General features: G+C 68.3%; 16 protein-coding genes. All 16 read left to right on the top strand.

Annotation, left to right across the window (positions count from 1 at the left end):
• Positions 1–3: 3 nt before the first annotated feature.
• Complete coding sequence (gene mltG, locus JFB92_RS00250; protein ID WP_199033752.1) at positions 4–1185, top strand: endolytic transglycosylase MltG; 1182 nt, start codon at positions 4–6, stop codon at positions 1183–1185.
• Positions 1185–1994: a shikimate dehydrogenase gene (locus JFB92_RS00245; RefSeq protein WP_199033751.1), complete on the top strand. Its 810-nt coding sequence runs from the start codon at positions 1185–1187 to the stop codon at positions 1992–1994. Before mltG ends, JFB92_RS00245 begins: the two co-directional genes overlap by 1 nt.
• The gene (locus tag JFB92_RS00240) at positions 1991–2395 is read left to right on the top strand and encodes a thiol-disulfide oxidoreductase DCC family protein (protein ID WP_199033750.1); all 405 of its coding nucleotides are present in this window, start codon (positions 1991–1993) and stop codon (positions 2393–2395) included. Before JFB92_RS00245 ends, JFB92_RS00240 begins: the two co-directional genes overlap by 4 nt.
• A 52-nt stretch (positions 2396–2447) precedes the next feature.
• On the top strand, positions 2448–3446 hold the full coding sequence (locus tag JFB92_RS00235; RefSeq protein ID WP_199033749.1) for an ABC transporter ATP-binding protein: 999 nt from the start codon (positions 2448–2450) through the stop codon (positions 3444–3446).
• Positions 3443–4243 carry an ABC transporter permease gene (locus JFB92_RS00230; protein ID WP_199033748.1) on the top strand — a complete coding sequence of 267 codons (801 nt, stop codon included), beginning with the start codon at positions 3443–3445 and terminating at the stop codon, positions 4241–4243. Before JFB92_RS00235 ends, JFB92_RS00230 begins: the two co-directional genes overlap by 4 nt.
• Complete coding sequence (locus JFB92_RS00225) at positions 4233–5030, top strand: ABC transporter permease (protein WP_199033747.1); 798 nt, start codon at positions 4233–4235, stop codon at positions 5028–5030. The genes JFB92_RS00230 and JFB92_RS00225 overlap by 11 nt, the downstream gene beginning before the upstream one ends.
• 1 nt (position 5031) lies before the next feature.
• Positions 5032–6003: an ABC transporter permease gene (locus tag JFB92_RS00220; protein ID WP_199033746.1), complete on the top strand. Its 972-nt coding sequence runs from the start codon at positions 5032–5034 to the stop codon at positions 6001–6003.
• Positions 5906–6613, top strand: a complete 708-nt coding sequence (locus tag JFB92_RS00215) for an ABC transporter permease (protein WP_199033745.1) — start codon at positions 5906–5908, stop codon at positions 6611–6613. Before JFB92_RS00220 ends, JFB92_RS00215 begins: the two co-directional genes overlap by 98 nt.
• Positions 6614–6812: 199 nt before the next feature.
• Complete coding sequence (locus JFB92_RS00210; protein WP_307788969.1) at positions 6813–7742, top strand: serine protein kinase RIO; 930 nt, start codon at positions 6813–6815, stop codon at positions 7740–7742.
• Positions 7743–7779: 37 nt separating this feature from the next.
• A complete protein-coding gene (gene uvrC, locus JFB92_RS00205; RefSeq protein WP_199033744.1) occupies positions 7780–9672 on the top strand; it encodes an excinuclease ABC subunit UvrC in 1893 nt (630 codons plus the stop codon).
• 82 nt (positions 9673–9754) lie between these two features.
• Complete coding sequence (rapZ, locus tag JFB92_RS00200; protein WP_233162081.1) at positions 9755–10660, top strand: RNase adapter RapZ; 906 nt, start codon at positions 9755–9757, stop codon at positions 10658–10660.
• Positions 10661–10727: 67 nt separating this feature from the next.
• Complete coding sequence (locus JFB92_RS00195) at positions 10728–11645, top strand: gluconeogenesis factor YvcK family protein (protein WP_199033743.1); 918 nt, start codon at positions 10728–10730, stop codon at positions 11643–11645.
• A 3-nt stretch (positions 11646–11648) separates the two neighbouring features.
• Positions 11649–12635, top strand: a complete 987-nt coding sequence (whiA, locus tag JFB92_RS00190) for a DNA-binding protein WhiA (protein WP_199033742.1) — start codon at positions 11649–11651, stop codon at positions 12633–12635.
• A 236-nt stretch (positions 12636–12871) separates the two neighbouring features.
• On the top strand, positions 12872–13870 hold the full coding sequence (gene gap / locus JFB92_RS00185; RefSeq protein ID WP_199033741.1) for a type I glyceraldehyde-3-phosphate dehydrogenase: 999 nt from the start codon (positions 12872–12874) through the stop codon (positions 13868–13870).
• Positions 13871–13874: 4 nt separating this feature from the next.
• Positions 13875–15074 carry a phosphoglycerate kinase gene (locus tag JFB92_RS00180; protein WP_199033740.1) on the top strand — a complete coding sequence of 400 codons (1200 nt, stop codon included), beginning with the start codon at positions 13875–13877 and terminating at the stop codon, positions 15072–15074.
• Positions 15071–15859: a triose-phosphate isomerase gene (gene tpiA, locus JFB92_RS00175; RefSeq protein WP_199033739.1), complete on the top strand. Its 789-nt coding sequence runs from the start codon at positions 15071–15073 to the stop codon at positions 15857–15859. The genes JFB92_RS00180 and tpiA overlap by 4 nt, the downstream gene beginning before the upstream one ends.
• Positions 15860–16003 lie beyond the last annotated feature (144 nt).

Below are 16003 nucleotides of genomic sequence, written 5' to 3'. Positions count from 1 at the left end.
GACATGCTCGGCGACCTGGACTCCCAATCGGAACACGCGGACGCGCCGAGGCGGCACCGTCGGCGCGAATCGAGCAGCTCCCTGATCGCCATGACGCTCGTGGTGGCCCTGTTCGGCGTCCTGGGCGTCGGAGGCTGGTGGGCTTACAACAACGTCATCAAGGACTTCTTCATCGCCGAGGACTACGAGGGCGACGGCAACGGCACCGAGGTCACCGTCGAGATCGAGCAGGGCTGGTTCGTCGCCGACATCGCCAACCACCTCTACGACGAGGGCGTGATCGCCTCCGCGAAGGCGTTCACCGACGCCTCCGAGGACGACGGGGACATCGGCCAGCAGATCCAGCCGGGAACCTACGTGATGCAGGAGGAGATGTCGGCCGCATCGGCGCTCGAATTCCTGACCGAACCGGAGAACAGGCTGGTCAACGCGTTCACCGTGGTCGAAGGCAAGACCTCCTTCGAGATCTTCGACGAACTCGCCGAGTTCACCGGGCTCCCGGTCGAGGACTTCGAGGCCGCCGCCGAGGACCCGGTCGCCCTCGGCGTCCCCGAGTTCTGGTTCGAGAACTTCGAGACCGACCAGCAGGTCTCGATCGAGGGCTTCCTGTTCCCGGCCACGTACGAGATTCAGGAAGACGCGACCGCCGCGCAGATACTGACCGAAATGGTCACGAAGTTCAACGAGGTCATGGACGAGATCAGCTTCGTCGACACCGTCCGGAACGAGCTCGAACTCGAACCGTGGATGGCGCTGCAGGTCGCCTCGATCATTCAGGCCGAGTCCGGCACCCCCGAAGACGACGCCAAGATCGCCCAGGTGATGTACAACCGGCTCTACTCCGACGGTGCGGTCGCGGAACTCAGCTGCAACTGCCTCGGCAGCGAAGCGATCTGGAACTACGGCCGCGAATTCGAAGGACTCGATCCCATCCCGTCGGGCGACATGAACGGCGACGAGATGTGGGACGCGGACAACCGCTGGGCCGCGAGCGTCCAACCGGGCTATTTCCCCACACCCATCGGCAACCCCGGCCAGGCGGCGCTCGAAGGCGCGATGAGCCCGGCCGAAGGCTCCTGGCTGTACTTCGTTACCGCCTACCAGGACGGCCGGGCGCTGTTCGCCGACACCCTGGCGGAGCATGAGGACAACACCGACGTCGCCGAGCAAAACGGGATCCAATAATGCAGGCAGCCGTCTTGGGCAAACCGGTCGAGCACTCGCTGTCCCCGGCGATCCACAACGCCGGATACCGGGCCGCCGGGCTGAACGGCTGGATCTACACCAAGCACGAATGCGACGAATCCGGGCTCGCCCGCTTCGTCGACGGCCTCGACGAGACTTGGGCCGGCCTGTCGCTGACCATGCCGCTCAAGGAGATCGCGCTCGCCGTAGCCGACGAGACCACCCCTTTGGCCGAGGCCATCGGCGCGGCCAACACGCTGGTCCTGCGCGACGGCAGGCGCCTGGCCGACAACACCGACGCGCCCGGCATGGTCGACGCGCTCGCCGAGGTCGGCCTCGAACAGGCGAAGGAAGTGGCCGTCCTCGGTGCCGGCGGCACCGCCCGCGGCGCGCTGGGCGCCGCGTCCCAGCTGGGAGCCGAGGTCGTCACCGTCTACGCCCGCCGCCGCGAAGCCGTCGTCGAGCTCGAGGAGCCCGCCGAGCGGCTCGGCGTCGAGCTGCGCTCGGCCGGCTGGGACGAAGCCGTCATCGCCGGGCGCGCCGACCTGGTCGTCTCCACCGTTCCCAAAGGCGTGACCGACGCCCTCCGGCTCGACTGGAGGCCCGGAACGGTCCTGTTCGACGTGCTCTACGACCCCTGGCCCACCCCGCTGGCCGCCCAGGCCCAGAACGAGGGCGCGCGCGTGGTCGACGGACTGGCGCTACTGTTGGCCCAGGCGGTCCGGCAGTGGACCCAGTTCACCGGGACCGACCCGGCCCCGGTCGAGGCGATGCGCGAGGCGCTCTACGAGACGGCGAGGCGGCGATGAGACGAGCGGTGTTCCTCTACGACGGCGACTGCGCCTTCTGCACCGCGTGCGCCGACTTCCTGGCCGAGCACGTCCGCACCGAAGCCGAGGTCACGCCCTGGCAGCGGGCCGACCTCGCCGCGCTCGGCATTACCCGCGCCGAAGCCGAAGCGGCCGTCCAATGGGTCGAGCCGGGCCTGGTCAAGGCCGGACCGGACGCGATCGCGGTCCTGCTGCGCCGCGCCCAGTGGTACTGGAAGCCCCTCGGCTGGCTCGCCTCGCTGCGACCGGTCTCCTGGCTGGCCTGGCCGGTGTACCGGGTCGTCTCCCGCAACCGCCACCGGCTGCCCGGCGGCACTCCCGCCTGCTCGATGCCCCAGGCCGACCGGGACCGCCTGGCGGGCGGCCCCGCGGCTTCCTGACCCGCGAGAAAACCAGTGGCTCAGGATCGGAGGTCTCGCTTACGGTCGGTGCATGCCGATTCTCGAGGCTCGATCCCTCAGCAAGCGCTTCCGCCGCCCCGACAAGAAGTCGGGGTTCAATGGCGCGCTCAAACACCTGGTGCAGCGCAAATACAAGAACTTCACCGCCGTGGACTCGATCGACCTCGAGATCGACGCCGGCGAGTCGGTCGCGTACGTCGGCCCCAACGGCGCCGGGAAGTCCACCACCGTCAAACTGCTGACCGGGATCCTCAAGCCCTCCGAGGGGACCGTGCGCGTGATGGGCCGCGACCCGCACACCGAGAGAATCGCCAACGCACACGACATCGGCGTCCTGTTCGGCCAGCGCACCCAGTTGTGGTGGGACCTGCCGGTGGAGGAGAGCCTCAAGCTCCTCAAGCACATGTACCGCGTCCCCGAGGCCGAGTACCGGCTCCGCATCGAGCGCTTCGACGAACTGCTGGGCCTGGGCGAGTTCATGCCCGCCCTGGCCCGCACGCTCTCGCTCGGCCAGCGCATGCGCGCCGACCTGGCGTGCGCGCTCATCCACGCCCCCAAGATGGTCTACCTCGACGAGCCCACCATCGGCCTGGACATCTCGGTCAAGGACCGGCTGCGGGCGTTCCTGCGCCAGCTCGTCGACGACGGCACCACCCTGCTGCTGACCAGCCACGACCTGGCCGACATCGAGGAGGTCTGCGACCGCATCGTCATCCTCGACGAGGGCAGCATCGCCTACGACGGCCCGATCTCCGAGCTCAAGGCCCGCTACATCACCACCAAGGCCGTCCACCTCATCCTGGACGGGCCCGCCGACCTCGACGCGCTGCGCGAGAAGTTCCCCGAATACGAGTGGGCGGCAGGCCAGGCGGCCAGCGAGGCCGTCGCGACCTATGAGACCGTCCGTTCCACCACCGCAGAGGTCCTGGGCCACCTGACCGCCCGGCTCGCACCGCGCGACCTGTCGCTGTCCGAACCCGACATCGAGGACGTCATCCGACGCCTCTACGCCGGAGAACTCGCCAAGTGACCACGCACAGCTTCGCGGTGGACCGTGCTTTCGCGATCATCGCCCTCAAACGGAAGCTGGCCTACCGCTGGAACTGGGCGTTCTCGATCGGCTTCGGAGCGCTCGGGCTCCTCGTCGGGCTCGCGGTGTGGCGCAGCCTGATCGGAAGCGGATCCCTCGGCGGCTACGACTGGGCGGACATGCGCGCCTACCTGATCATCGGCTTCCTCACCGGCACCCTCGCCTGGGGCGGTTCCGACTGGCAGATGGCCGACCGCATCCTCGACGGCCTCATCTCGATCGACCTGACCAAACCGGTCGACTTCCAGCGGGCCAGAGCCGCCGAGTACATCGGCAGCATGATCTCGGTAGTGCCGACGGCCGTGCTCGGCACCGTCGCCGCGTTCCTGCTGTTCCGACCAGCCCCGCCCGCTTCGGCCCTGGCGGCCGGACTGACCATCCTCAGCGTCCTGTTCATCTTCCCGATGGCCTTCTGCGTCAACTACCTGGCCGTCCTCATGTGCTTCTTCACCAGGCGCTATCTGGGCATCCAGTGGCTCAAGGACGGCCTGCTGTCGTTCCTCTCCGGCCTGGTGGTGCCCGTGGCGCTCATGCCGATCTGGCTCCAGGGACTGTGCTGGGCGCTCCCGTTCGTGCACTTCACCACCACACCGTCCAACATCTACCTCGGGCGGATCGACACGCCCGGGGCGCTCGGCCTCATCGCCGTCCAGGCCGCCTGGACCATCGTGATGTGGTACGGAGCCCGCCTGATCTGGCGTCAGACCATCAAGAAGGTGACCATCCATGGGGGTTGACGCGCGGCACACGGCGACCGTCTACGGACGGTCGCTCTGGGCGCACTTCCGTTCCGTCGTCGAGTACCCGGCCGACTTCTGGGTCATGGCCACGACCGGGATCTTCTGGCAGATCATGTCGTTCGGCTTCGTGACGATCCTGTTCCAGAACGTGAACGCCGTCGGCGGCTGGGGATACCACGAGATGCTCATGCTCGTCGGATTCCTCGCGGTCGCCGCGGGCAGCCCCGCCCTGTACTGGGACGGCATCTGGAGCATCGCCGACCAGGTCGCCGACGGAGGCATGGACTACCGCATCACCCGGCCCGCCCCGGTGATGCCCCAGATCGCCACCCTCCACATCGGCCTGCAAGGCGTCGGTGAGGTCCCGCTCGGCGCGGCCATGTTCGTCTACGGTTGGATCGGCGCCGGGGTGGGACTCGGCCAGATACCGGTGGCGCTTCTGCTGTTCGCCTGCGCCGCAGTGATACAGGTCGCCATGTACACGATCGCCAACTCGGCGAACTTCTGGGTCAAAGGCCGCGTTCCAGTGTTCGGCTTCTTCCTGGTCGAGATGCAGAACGAGGCGATGCGCTTCCCCCTCCCGGTGTTCCCCATGGCGGTGCGCGTGCTCCTGACCTTCGCGATCCCGCTGGCCTTCGCGAGCTTCGTGCCGGTCGAGATCCTCAACGGCAGAGCCTCGGAGTGGTGGCTGCTCGGCCCGCCGCTGACGGCCGCACTGCTGGCCGCGCTCGCCGTCTGGATCTTCCGCGCGGGACTGCGCTCCTACGACTCGGCGGGGCACTGACTTGACCAGCGTCGACCTCGCGCTCGCTCGAGCGACCTTCCTGCGCCGTGTCGCCTACAAGGGCAACTGGCTGTTCACCGTCATCGTCGGCGGCGCCGGGCTGCTGGCCTCGCTGGCGCTCTGGGAACACGTCCTGGCCGATGGCGACCTGGCCGGATACGACTGGCACGGAATGAGGGCGTACCTCGTCATCGGCTACTTCGCCATGACCCTCACCGTCGGCGCGGGGGACTGGCTGATAGCGACCCGCATCCTCGACGGACTGGTCGCCATCGACCTGACCAAGCCGATCGATTTCCAGCGGGCCAGAGCCGTGGAGTTCATCGGGGGCCTGTTCGCCACCATTCCCGGCGCGGCCGTGGCGATCGGCGCCGCCGCGGCCCTGTCCGGCCTTCCGGCTCCGGTCTCACCGCTCGCCGGTGCCCTGACCGGCCTGAGCCTGGCGCTGACGTTCCCGCTGTCGTTCGGCGTCATCTACCTGGGAGTCCTGACCTGCTTCTGGACCAGGCGGTACATGGGCGTGCTGTGGGCACGCGACTCGATCATCCTGTTCCTCTCCGGGATGCTGGTGCCGGTCGCGCTCTTCCCCGACTGGCTCGAGGTCGTCGCCTGGTCGCTGCCGTTCGTCCACTTCACCACCACGCCTTCCAGCATCTACCTGGGCCGAGTCGACACGGCCGGATCCCTGGGCCTGCTGTCGCTCCAGGCGGCATGGGTGATCGGCCTGTGGTGGCTGGGCCGACTGGTCTGGAGCCGCGCGATCAGGAAGGTGACGATCCATGGGGGATTACGGACGGCACGCCTTCAGCGTCTACCTCCGCTCGGTGAAGGCCCAACTCATGTCCATAGTAGAGTATCCAGCGGACTTCTGGGTCATGTCGGCCTCGGGGCTGTTCAGCCAGGTCACCACCTTCGGATTCCTGGCCGTCCTGTTCGGCTCGATCGACTCGATCGCCGGATGGGACTTCCATGAAATGCTCATCCTGGTGGCCTACATGCGGATCTCGGGAGCCCTGGTGGCCCTCGGCTGGGACGGCATCTGGAGCATGGGCCAGATGGTGGTCGAGGGCGACCTGGACTACCGGATCACCAGGCCCGCTCCGGTCGTGCTCCAGGTCGGCACCAGCCACATCGGATTGCAGGCGTTCGGGGACCTGCTGGTGGCAGGCGCCATGCTCGTCTACGGCTGGCACGGCGCCGGGATCGGTCCCGACCCGGCCGCGATCGGGAGCGCCGCCCTGCTCATGGCCTGCGCCACCGCGATCCAACTCTCGCTGATGACCTCGCTCAATTGCATCTGCTTCTGGATCAAGGGCCGGGCGACGCCGTTCGCGTTCACCGCCGTCGAACTCGAGGGCACGGTGGGCCACTACCCGATGGACATCTACCCGGCCGTCGCCAAAGCCCTGCTGACCTTCGGCCTGCCGTTCGCCTTCATCAACTTCATCCCCGCCCAGATCGTCACCGACCGCTTGAGCGCCACCTGGATCCTGGCTCCGGTCGCGGCGGCGCTGACCTCGCTGGCGATCATGGGCCTGGTCTTGAAGGCGGGCCTGCGTTCCTACGAATCCGCAGGTCATTAATGAGTTGCCAAGGCCGATTCGGTGCGCTACTGTCGGTCCGATCGCCCAAGAGCGTCGAAATGCTTGGGCCCGAGCGTGTTTGGAGGTGTGTACTGATGGCTGTGACTGTGTTCCGTCCCGCCTCGATCACCAGTTCACCTCCCGTCGGCTCGCTCTGATCTGGACGCGTGCCGCGGACTTCCTTCCAGGAGCTCAACCAGTGGCACGCAAGCCCGACAATACTTCCACCTTCGAATCCACTCGTCGCCGCAAGAAGCGCAGCCCGGCCGAGGTCTTCAGCCCCGAGGATCGGGCCAGGTACGAGGCCATGCGCTCGGAGATCGACGAGGGCCCGATCGACGACGGACCGCCCGAGGGCGACCGCTGGTCGATCTGGGACGAATCCGAACCGCTCCAACGCGGCCCCGAACCGTGGCCGGAGTGGGTCATCACCGACCTGGGCGCCGTCGACCACGAACTCGGCGTCCTCAAGACCGGCAAAGAGGCCGACGTCTTTCTCATCGAACGCGCCGTCCCGGGCACCGACCGGGCCGTGATCCTGGCCTCCAAGCGCTACCGCAGCGCCGAGCACACCCAGTTCAACCGGGCCGGCGACTACGTGGCCGGGCGCGGCACCAAGCGCTCGCGCGACGCCCGCGCGCTGGCCAAGCGCACCACCTTCGGCCTCGACCAGGCCGCCATGCGCTGGGCCTCCGCCGAGTTCGACGCGCTCAAGCGCCTCCATGTCGCCGGGGTTCCGGTCCCGTACCCGGTCCAGATCCTCGGCCGGGAGGTCATCATGGAGTTCATCGGCGACGACCGCACCGCCGCCCCCAGGCTCTCGGAGATCCGCCCCGACGAGGCCGAGCTCGAGAGCCTGTGGGACCAGGCCGCCGAAGCCCTGCGCCTGATGACCGAGCAGGGCTTCGCCCACGGCGACCTCTCGTCGTACAACACGGTCGTCCACGAGGGCCGCCTGATCGTCCTCGACCTGCCCCAGGTCGTCGACATCTACGCCAACCCGATGGGGCTCGACTTCCTCAGCCGGGACGTGGAGAACCTCGGGAACTGGTTCACCGCCCGGGGCCTGGACCGCCTGGAGGTCGACGAGCTGCAAGCCGAGCTGATGAACATGGTGGTCAGGGCTTAGCGGCTGCGCTGTCGGGCGCGGGATATAGCCTTGTCCTGTGGCAGTTGATTACCGTCCCGCGCCCGGCACGATCCCCACAGAGCCGGGCGTCTACCGATTCCGCGACCGGGACCGCCGGGTCATCTACGTCGGGAAGGCCAAGAACCTCCGCAATCGGCTCAACTCCTACTTCGCCGACGAGACCCGCCTCCACGAGCGCACCCGCCGCATGGTCAACACCGCCCGGTCGGTCGAGTGGACCGTGGTCGGCACCGAGGTCGAGGCCCTCCAACTGGAGTGGACCTGGATCAAGGAGTACGACCCGCGATTCAACGTCATGTTCAAGGACGACAAGTCCTACCCCTGGCTCGCCGTCACCGTCGGCGAGGAGTTCCCCCGCGCCCAGGTCATGCGCGGCTCCCGCCGCAAGGGCGTGCGCTACTTCGGTCCCTTCGGCTCGGCCTGGGCCATCCGCCAGACCCTCGACCTGCTCACCCGCGTCTTCCCGATCCGCACCTGCACCGACACCGAATTCAAGCGCTGCAACCGGATCGGCCGCCCCAACCTCCTGGCCGACATCGGCAAGTGCTCGGCCCCGTGCGTCGGGCGCATCTCCGCCGAGGAGTACCGCGAACTGGTCGACGGCTTCTGCGCCTTCATGTCCGGCGACACCGCCCCGGTCCGCAAACGGCTGCTCGCCGAGATGCAGGACGCCTCCGAGAACCTCGACTTCGAGAGGGCCGCCCGCCTGCGCGACGACATCGCCGCCCTCGATAAGGTCATCGAGCAGCAGGTCGTCGTCCTCGCCGACGACGTCGACTGCGACCTCATGGCCGTCGCCGACGACGAACTCCAAGCGGCCGTCCAGGTCTTCCACGTCCGTCGCGGCCGCATCCGCGGCCAGCGCGGCTGGATCATCGACAAGCCCGAACCGGTCGACCTGGCCGGGATCGTCGAGCGGTTCTGCACCCAGTTCTACGGCGAACAGGGTGAAACCGTGCCCCGCGAGGTCCTGGTCCCGGCCCGGCCCTCCGACTCCGCAGCCCTCACCGAGCTCCTGTCCGAGCGGCGCGGCTCCAAGGTCGACCTGCGAGTGCCCCAGCGCGGAGACAAGCGGGCCCTGGCCGAGACGGTCGAGAAGAACGCCCGGGAAGCCCTCCAGCGCCACAAGCTCAAGCGCGCCGGCGACATCACCGCCCGCTCCAAGGCCCTCGAAGAGCTGGCCGAGGCCCTCGAACTGCCCGAGGCCCCGCTGCGCATCGAGTGCTACGACGTCTCCCAGTCCCAGGGGGACGACGTCGTCGCCTCGATGGTGGTCTTCGAGGACGGCCTGCCCCGCAAGAGCGAATACCGCCGCTTCGTCATCAAAGGGGAGCGGAAGGACGACCTGTCCTCCCTCCAGGAGACCCTCCGCCGCCGCCTCTCGAAGCTCGACGAGCAGCCGGCCGGATCCCCGCAGGAGGAGGACGAGGGTGACGAGGAGCCGCGGAAGGGCTTCCACTACCCGCCCCAGCTGCTGGTCGTCGACGGAGGCCAGCCGCAGGTCGCCGCCGCCGAGGCCGTCATGGCCGAGCTCGGCGTCGACACGGTCAACCTCGCCGGGCTCGCCAAGCGGCTCGAGGAGATCTGGCTCCCCGGCGAGGACTACCCGGTGATCCTCTCGCGCACCTCCGAGGCCCTGTACCTCATGCAGCGCGTCCGCGACGAGGCCCACCGCTTCGCGATCTCCCTCCACCGCAACCGCCGCCGCAAGCGCATGAAGCTGTCCGCGCTCGACGGCGTGCCCGGCCTCGGCGACTCCAAGCGCAAGGCCCTGCTGCGCAAGTTCGGCTCGGTCAAGCGCATCCGCGAGGCCGAGGTCGAGGACCTCGAAGCGGTCCCCGGCATCGGCCCGAAGCTCGCCGAGGCCGTCCAGACACATCTGCGTAATCCCGAGGACAACGCCGATTGAGACTTCAGTGGTACTTATGCATACGTCCACCAGGCGCCGTGTCATGGCGTGAACAAGATCAACCTCGGGAATACTTGAAGCTATGAGTGTGGCAGTTGAGCAGTCCGCGTCTGTCGAACGCGAGAGGAGCGAATTGGACCTGGTGATAGTTACGGGCATCTCGGGCGGCGGCCGCTCGACGGTGGCCCGCGCCTTGGAGAACGTCGGCTACTACGTCGTCGACAACCTTCCGGAGTCCCTGGTCGCGCAGGCGGCCGAGCTGGCGGCCGCGGGCGGCCCGGAGACCAGCCGCACCGCGATGGTCCTGGACGTGCGCGCCAAGCCGTTCATGACCGACCTGGTCGGCGTCATCGAGGAGCTGCGCAAGGCCGGATTCAAGCCCCACCTGGTGTTCGTCGACGCCGACGACGACGTGATCATCCGGCGCTTCGAGAAGGTCCGCCGCGCCCACCCGCTCCAGGGGGACGGCCTCATCACCGACGGCATCGCCGCCGAGCGCCGCCTGCTGGAACCGGCGCGCGGCTCGGCCGACACGCTGTTCGACACCACGCACCTCAACGAGAACCAGCTGCGGGCGCGCGTAGAGGAGGCGTTCCTCGCTCCGTCCACTCCCGGACTCCAGTTCACCTGCATGTCATTCGGGTTCAAATACGGCATCCCGCGGGATGTGGACTTCGTGGCTGACGTACGATTTCTTCCCAACCCGTACTGGGTTCCGAGTTTGCGCGAGCACACCGGCACCGACCCCGAAGTCTCCGATTACGTCCTCGGCCAGGACGGTGCGGAGGCGTTCGTCGACGCCTATGCTGAACTGCTGCTCGGCACCACCCAAGGCTTCGAGCGGGAAGGCAAGCGCTACATGACGATCGCCATCGGATGCACCGGCGGCAAGCACCGCAGCGTGGCGATCGCCGAAGCCCTGGCGAAGCGCCTGGGCGCGGCCGGCTTCCCGGCGAACACGCATCACCGCGACCGAGGGAATGAATGACCCACACCCGTCGCCCCGCCCGCCGGCATCGCAAGCGATACCGCTCCCCAAACCGGAGTGATCGCTGATGGCCAAAGTCGTCGCATTCGGCGGCGGAAGAGGCCTATCGGCCTCCCTTCGCGCGCTCGCCCGGCTTGACATCGACTTGACCGCCGTGGTGACCGTCGCCGATGACGGCGGCTCCTCCGGAGTCATTCGGGCCACCCGGCCGATCCTGCCGCCGGGCGACCTCCGCAAGGCGCTGGTCGCCACCGCCGATCCCGAGCGGGCGGCGGCGGCAGAGCTGTTCGCGCACCGCTTCAGCGGCGAGGACTTCCTGTCCGGGCACCCGGTCGGGAACATCGTCCTCGCCTCGCTGCTGGAACGCTACGAGAACCCCGTCACCGCGCTGGAACAGGCCGCCGAGCTGCTGGGTTCGCGTGCCCGCATCCTTCCGATGTCCCCCGAGCCCCTGCACATCCAGGCCGATCTCGTCGAGGGCTCCGGATCGCGCACCATCCTCGGCCAGCACGACGTGGCCGTGGCCGACGGCCAGGTCACCGCCGTGCGGCTCCTGCCCTCCGACGCGCCCGCCTGCCCCGAGACCCTCGAGGCGGTTGCCGAGGCCGACTGGCACGTGTTCGGGCCCGGCTCCTGGTACACCAGCGTCATCCCGCACCTGCTGCTGCCCGAACTCTGCGAGGCGATCGCGGCCTCCTCGGCGCGCCGCGTGGTGGTGCTGAATCTCTCAGAGGAGAAGGAGACCGACGGCCTCACCCTCGCCGGACACCTCGACGCTCTGGGGCGTTATGCCGAAGGTGTCCGGTTTCACTACGTCGTCTCGGGGGAGACCCGAACCCTCGACGACCCTCGCTCGTTGAACAGTGCGGCACAATCGTTGCAGGCGGAACTGGTCGTTTCAGACCTCGCCGCGGACGTCGTCACCCACGACGTGGCCGCGCTCGCCGCCGTATTGGGAAACCTGCTCGTCGAAGATGGTGGTTAACAGATGGCGATGACCTCGGAGGTCAAGGACGAACTCAGCCGGATAGAGGTCACCAAGTCCTGCTGCCAGCGCGCCGAACTCGGTGCGCTCTTCAGGTTCGCCGGCGGTCTCCACCTGGTCGGCGGTTCGAACGTCGTCGTCGAGGCCGAGGTGGACGCCGGGAACGTCGCCCGCCGCGCCAAGAAGATGCTCTCGGAGCTGTACAACTACGACTCCGAAGTCCATGTCCTGGTCGCCGCCGGGCTGCGGCGAAGCAACCACTACCTGCTCCGCGTGATGGCCGACGGCCAGGCCCTGGCCCGCCAGATCGGCCTGACCGACCAGCGCGGCTATCCCGTCCGCGGCCTGCCCGCCCACGTCGTCGGCGCCTACCCGTGCTGTGCCGAATCCGCCTGGAGGGGCGCGTTCCTGGCCCGCGGCTCGCTCACCGAGCCGGGCCGGTCCTCGTCGCTCGAAGTGACGTGTCCCGGCCCAGAGACCGCGCTCGCGCTGGTCGGGGCCGCCCGCCGCCTCGGCATCGGCGCCAAGTCCCGCGACGTGCGCGGTGTCGACCGCGTGGTCATCCGCGACGGCGACGCCATCGGTGAACTGCTCACCCGCCTCGGGGCGCACTCCTCGGTGCTGACCTGGGAGGAGCGCCGGGTTCGCCGCGAGGTGAGGGCGACGGCCAACCGCCTGGCGAACTTCGACGACGCCAATCTGCGCCGCAGCGCCCGCGCGGCCGTGGCCGCGGCGGCGAAGGTCACCCGCGCCCTGGAGATCCTCGGAGACGACGTGCCCGAGCACCTCGCGAGCGCCGGCAAGCTCCGGCTCGAGCACCGCCAGGCATCCCTGGAGGAGCTGGGGGCGCTGGCCGATCCGCCGCTGACGAAGGACGCCATCGCCGGGCGCATTCGCCGCCTGATCAACATGGCCACCAAACGCGCCGCCGACGAGGGCGTCCCGGGCCCGGATGAGACTGTGGCCGAAGAGGAGACGCTCGCGGCGTAATGCCGTCGCGCCGCTTGTTGATAGCGCTTTCTTAACCGCGATGTCATACCGCTGTGGCGAGTGTGACATGATCTGGGGGTCCCGCCATGAAACCCCGCTCTCAGCCGGGGCGGTAGGGTCAAAGAGTGCTCGGCGACGAGGCCGAACAGCGCGATCTGTTCCACCGTCGCTCTTCGGAAGAACAGGTCGTTCAGTCAGATATATACACCTTCTGTTCTTAGCGAGGAGATGGGCACGTGACCATCCGTGTTGGCGTCAACGGCTTCGGCCGAATTGGCCGCAACTTCTTCCGGGCGGTTCTCGCCTCCAAAGCCGATGTTGAAGTCGTCGCCTTCAACGATCTGGGCGACGCCGAGACCATCGCAAACCTGCTGAAGTACGACTCGATCCTGGGCCGCCTTCCTTACGAGGTCAAGGTCGGCGCCGGTGAGATCACCGTCAACGGCAAGACCATCAAGGCCTTCGCCGAGCGCGACCCGGCCAACATCCCGTGGGCCGAGGTCGGAGCCGACGTCGTCATCGAGTCGACCGGCTTCTTCACCGACGGCACCAAGGCCGCCGCGCACATCAAGGGCGGCGCCAAGAAGGTCATCATCTCCGCTCCGGCGAAGAACGAGGACCTCACCGTGGTGATGGGCGTCAACCACGACAAGTACGACGCCGAGAAGCACAACATCGTCTCGAACGCGTCCTGCACCACCAACTGCCTGGCGCCGATGGCCAAGGTCCTCAACGAAGCCGTCGGCATCGAAAAGGGCCTGATGACCACCATCCACGCCTACACCCAGGACCAGAACCTGCAGGACGGTCCGCACAAGGACCCGCGCCGCGCCCGCGCCGCCGGCCTGAACGTGGTGCCCACCACCACCGGCGCCGCCAAGGCCGTCGGTGTGGTGCTGCCCGAGCTCAACGGCAAGCTCGACGGCTACTCGCTGCGCGTCCCGATCGCGACCGGCTCGATCACCGACCTCACCTTCGAGGCCTCCCGCGAGGTCACCGCCGAAGAGGTCAATGCCGCGCTCAAGGCCGCCGCCGAGGGCCCGCTCAAGGGCATCATGGCGTACACCGAGGACCCGATCGTCTCCAAGGACATCGAGACCGACCCGCACTCGTGCATCATCGACGGCCTGCTGACCAAGGTCATCGGCAACCAGGTCAAGGTCTTCGGCTGGTACGACAACGAGTGGGGCTTCTCCAACCGCGTCGTCGACCTCGTCAAGCTGGTCGGCGCCTAGCCCGATGAAGACACTCGACGAACTCCTGAAGGAGGGCGTCTCCGGTCGGCGCGTCCTGGTACGCGCCGACCTCAACGTTCCTCTGGACGGCAAGACCATCACCGACGACGGCCGCATCCGCGCCGTCGCGCCCACGCTGAAGGCGCTGGCCGAGGCGGGCGCCCGCGTCGTGGTCTGCTCCCACCTGGGCCGCCCTAAGGGCGAGCCCGACGCGGCGTTCTCTCTGGCCCCGGTCGCGGCGCGCCTGGGGGAGATCCTGGGCCGCGAGGTCGCCTTCGCGACCGACACCGTCGGCACCGACGCGGAGCAGAAGGCCGTCGCCCAGGTCGACGGCGGAGTGCTCATGCTGGAGAACCTCCGCTTCAACAAGGGTGAGACCAGCAAGGACGACACCGAGCGGGCCGAGTTCGCCGGCCAGCTCGCCGCCTTCGGCGACCTGTACGTGGACGACGCCTTCGGCGCGGTCCACCGCAAGCACGCCTCGGTCTACGACGTGGCGAAGCTGCTGCCGCACTACGCGGGCTGGCTCATCGCCAAAGAGGTCGAGGTCCTCTCCAAGCTCACCGGCTCTCCTGAGCGCAAGTACGTGGTCGTCCTCGGCGGTGCGAAGGTCTCCGACAAGCTGGCCGTCATCGACAACCTGCTCGACAAGGTCGACACGCTCATCGTCGGCGGCGGCATGGCCTACACCTTCCTGGTCGCCCAGGGACACGAGGTCGGCAACTCGCTGCTCGAGAAGGACCAGGTCGAGACCTGCAAGTCCTACCTCGAACGGGCCGAGAAGCTCGGCGTCGAGCTGCTGCTGCCGGTCGACACCGCCACGGCGGCCGAGTTCGCCGCGGACGCCGAGCCGCAGGTGGTCCCGTCGACCGAGATCCCGGCCGACCGCATGGGGTTGGACATCGGCCCCGAGTCGGCGGGCCTGTTCGCCGAGCGGATCGCCGCGGCCAAGACCGTTTTCTGGAACGGCCCGATGGGCGTCTTCGAGTTCCCCGACTATGCTCACGGCACGAAGGCCGTAGCGCAGGCGCTGGTCGACTCGGAGGCGTTCTCCGTCGTCGGCGGCGGCGACTCCGCCGCGGCGGTGCGCATCCTCGGCCTTCCCGAGGACGGGTTCGGCCACATCTCGACCGGCGGCGGCGCGAGCCTCGAGTACCTCGAAGGCAAGACCCTGCCCGGCCTTGACGCTTTGGAGAACTTATGAGTGAGACTCGCAAGCCGCTGATCGCCGGCAACTGGAAGATGAACCTCAACCACCTCGAGTCGATCGCGCTGGTGCAGAAGCTCGCCTTCAGCCTCACGCCCGAGCAGCTCGAGGCCGTCGAGGCCGTCGTCGTGCCGCCGTTCGTCGACATCCGCAGCGTCCAGACGCTGGTCGACGGCGACAGGCTCCAGATCGGCTACGGCGCACAGGACGTGTCGGCGCACCCGTCCGGCGCCTACACCGGTGAGATCGCCGGCTCCATGCTGGCCAAGCTCGGCTGCTCCTACGTGGTGGTGGGGCACTCCGAGCGCCGCCAGTACCACGAGGAGTCCGACGAACTTGTCGGCGCCAAGGTCCGCCAGGCCCTCAACAACGGCATCAGCCCGATCCTGTGCGTCGGCGAGGCGCTCGAGGTCCGCGAGGCCGGCGACCACGTCACGCACACCGTCGGCCAGCTGCTGGCCGCGGTGGACGGGCTGACCGAGGAGGAGCTGGCCAAGGTCGTGGTGGCCTACGAGCCCGTCTGGGCGATCGGAACCGGCCGCACGGCCACTCCCGAGGACGCCCAGGAGGTCATCGGTGCTCTCCGCGGCGCGCTGGCCGACAAGTTCGGCGCGGTGGCCGACCGGGTCCGCGTCCTCTACGGCGGCTCGGTCAAATCGGCCAACATCGCCCAGATCATGGCGAAGCCGGACGTCGACGGCGCCCTCGTGGGCGGAGCCAGCCTCGACGCCGAGGAGTTCGCCAAGATCATCCGCTTCCCGGAGCACGCACAGAGCGCTTGAGGAAGCCTATGACTGGGGCCGCTGTACAAGGGCGTACGGCGGCCCTACTCGCATCTATACCCGTATACAGCTTGAGTTAGACTCGGGGCCGGTTGCCCGCTGGGCGGGCGTTCCGACCCTTTGGAGAGGACACCCGATCGCCGA

It is taken from the genome of Glycomyces salinus (assembly GCF_016428645.1).
GTDB lineage: Bacteria > Actinomycetota > Actinomycetes > Mycobacteriales > Micromonosporaceae > Glycomyces > Glycomyces salinus.
This window is presented reverse-complemented; position numbering and strand designations above follow the sequence as displayed.

Coding starts and splice junctions, on each gene's coding strand:
- mltG (WP_199033752.1), top strand. CDS start 4: ATGCTCGGCGACCTGGACTCCCAATCGGAACACGCGGACGCGCCGAGG.
- JFB92_RS00245 (WP_199033751.1), top strand. CDS start 1,185: ATGCAGGCAGCCGTCTTGGGCAAACCGGTCGAGCACTCGCTGTCCCCG.
- JFB92_RS00240 (WP_199033750.1), top strand. CDS start 1,991: ATGAGACGAGCGGTGTTCCTCTACGACGGCGACTGCGCCTTCTGCACC.
- JFB92_RS00235 (WP_199033749.1), top strand. CDS start 2,448: ATGCCGATTCTCGAGGCTCGATCCCTCAGCAAGCGCTTCCGCCGCCCC.
- JFB92_RS00225 (WP_199033747.1), top strand. CDS start 4,233: ATGGGGGTTGACGCGCGGCACACGGCGACCGTCTACGGACGGTCGCTC.
- JFB92_RS00215 (WP_199033745.1), top strand. CDS start 5,906: ATGTCGGCCTCGGGGCTGTTCAGCCAGGTCACCACCTTCGGATTCCTG.
- rapZ (WP_233162081.1), top strand. CDS start 9,755: ATGAGTGTGGCAGTTGAGCAGTCCGCGTCTGTCGAACGCGAGAGGAGC.
- JFB92_RS00195 (WP_199033743.1), top strand. CDS start 10,728: ATGGCCAAAGTCGTCGCATTCGGCGGCGGAAGAGGCCTATCGGCCTCC.
- whiA (WP_199033742.1), top strand. CDS start 11,649: ATGGCGATGACCTCGGAGGTCAAGGACGAACTCAGCCGGATAGAGGTC.
- JFB92_RS00180 (WP_199033740.1), top strand. CDS start 13,875: ATGAAGACACTCGACGAACTCCTGAAGGAGGGCGTCTCCGGTCGGCGC.
- tpiA (WP_199033739.1), top strand. CDS start 15,071: ATGAGTGAGACTCGCAAGCCGCTGATCGCCGGCAACTGGAAGATGAAC.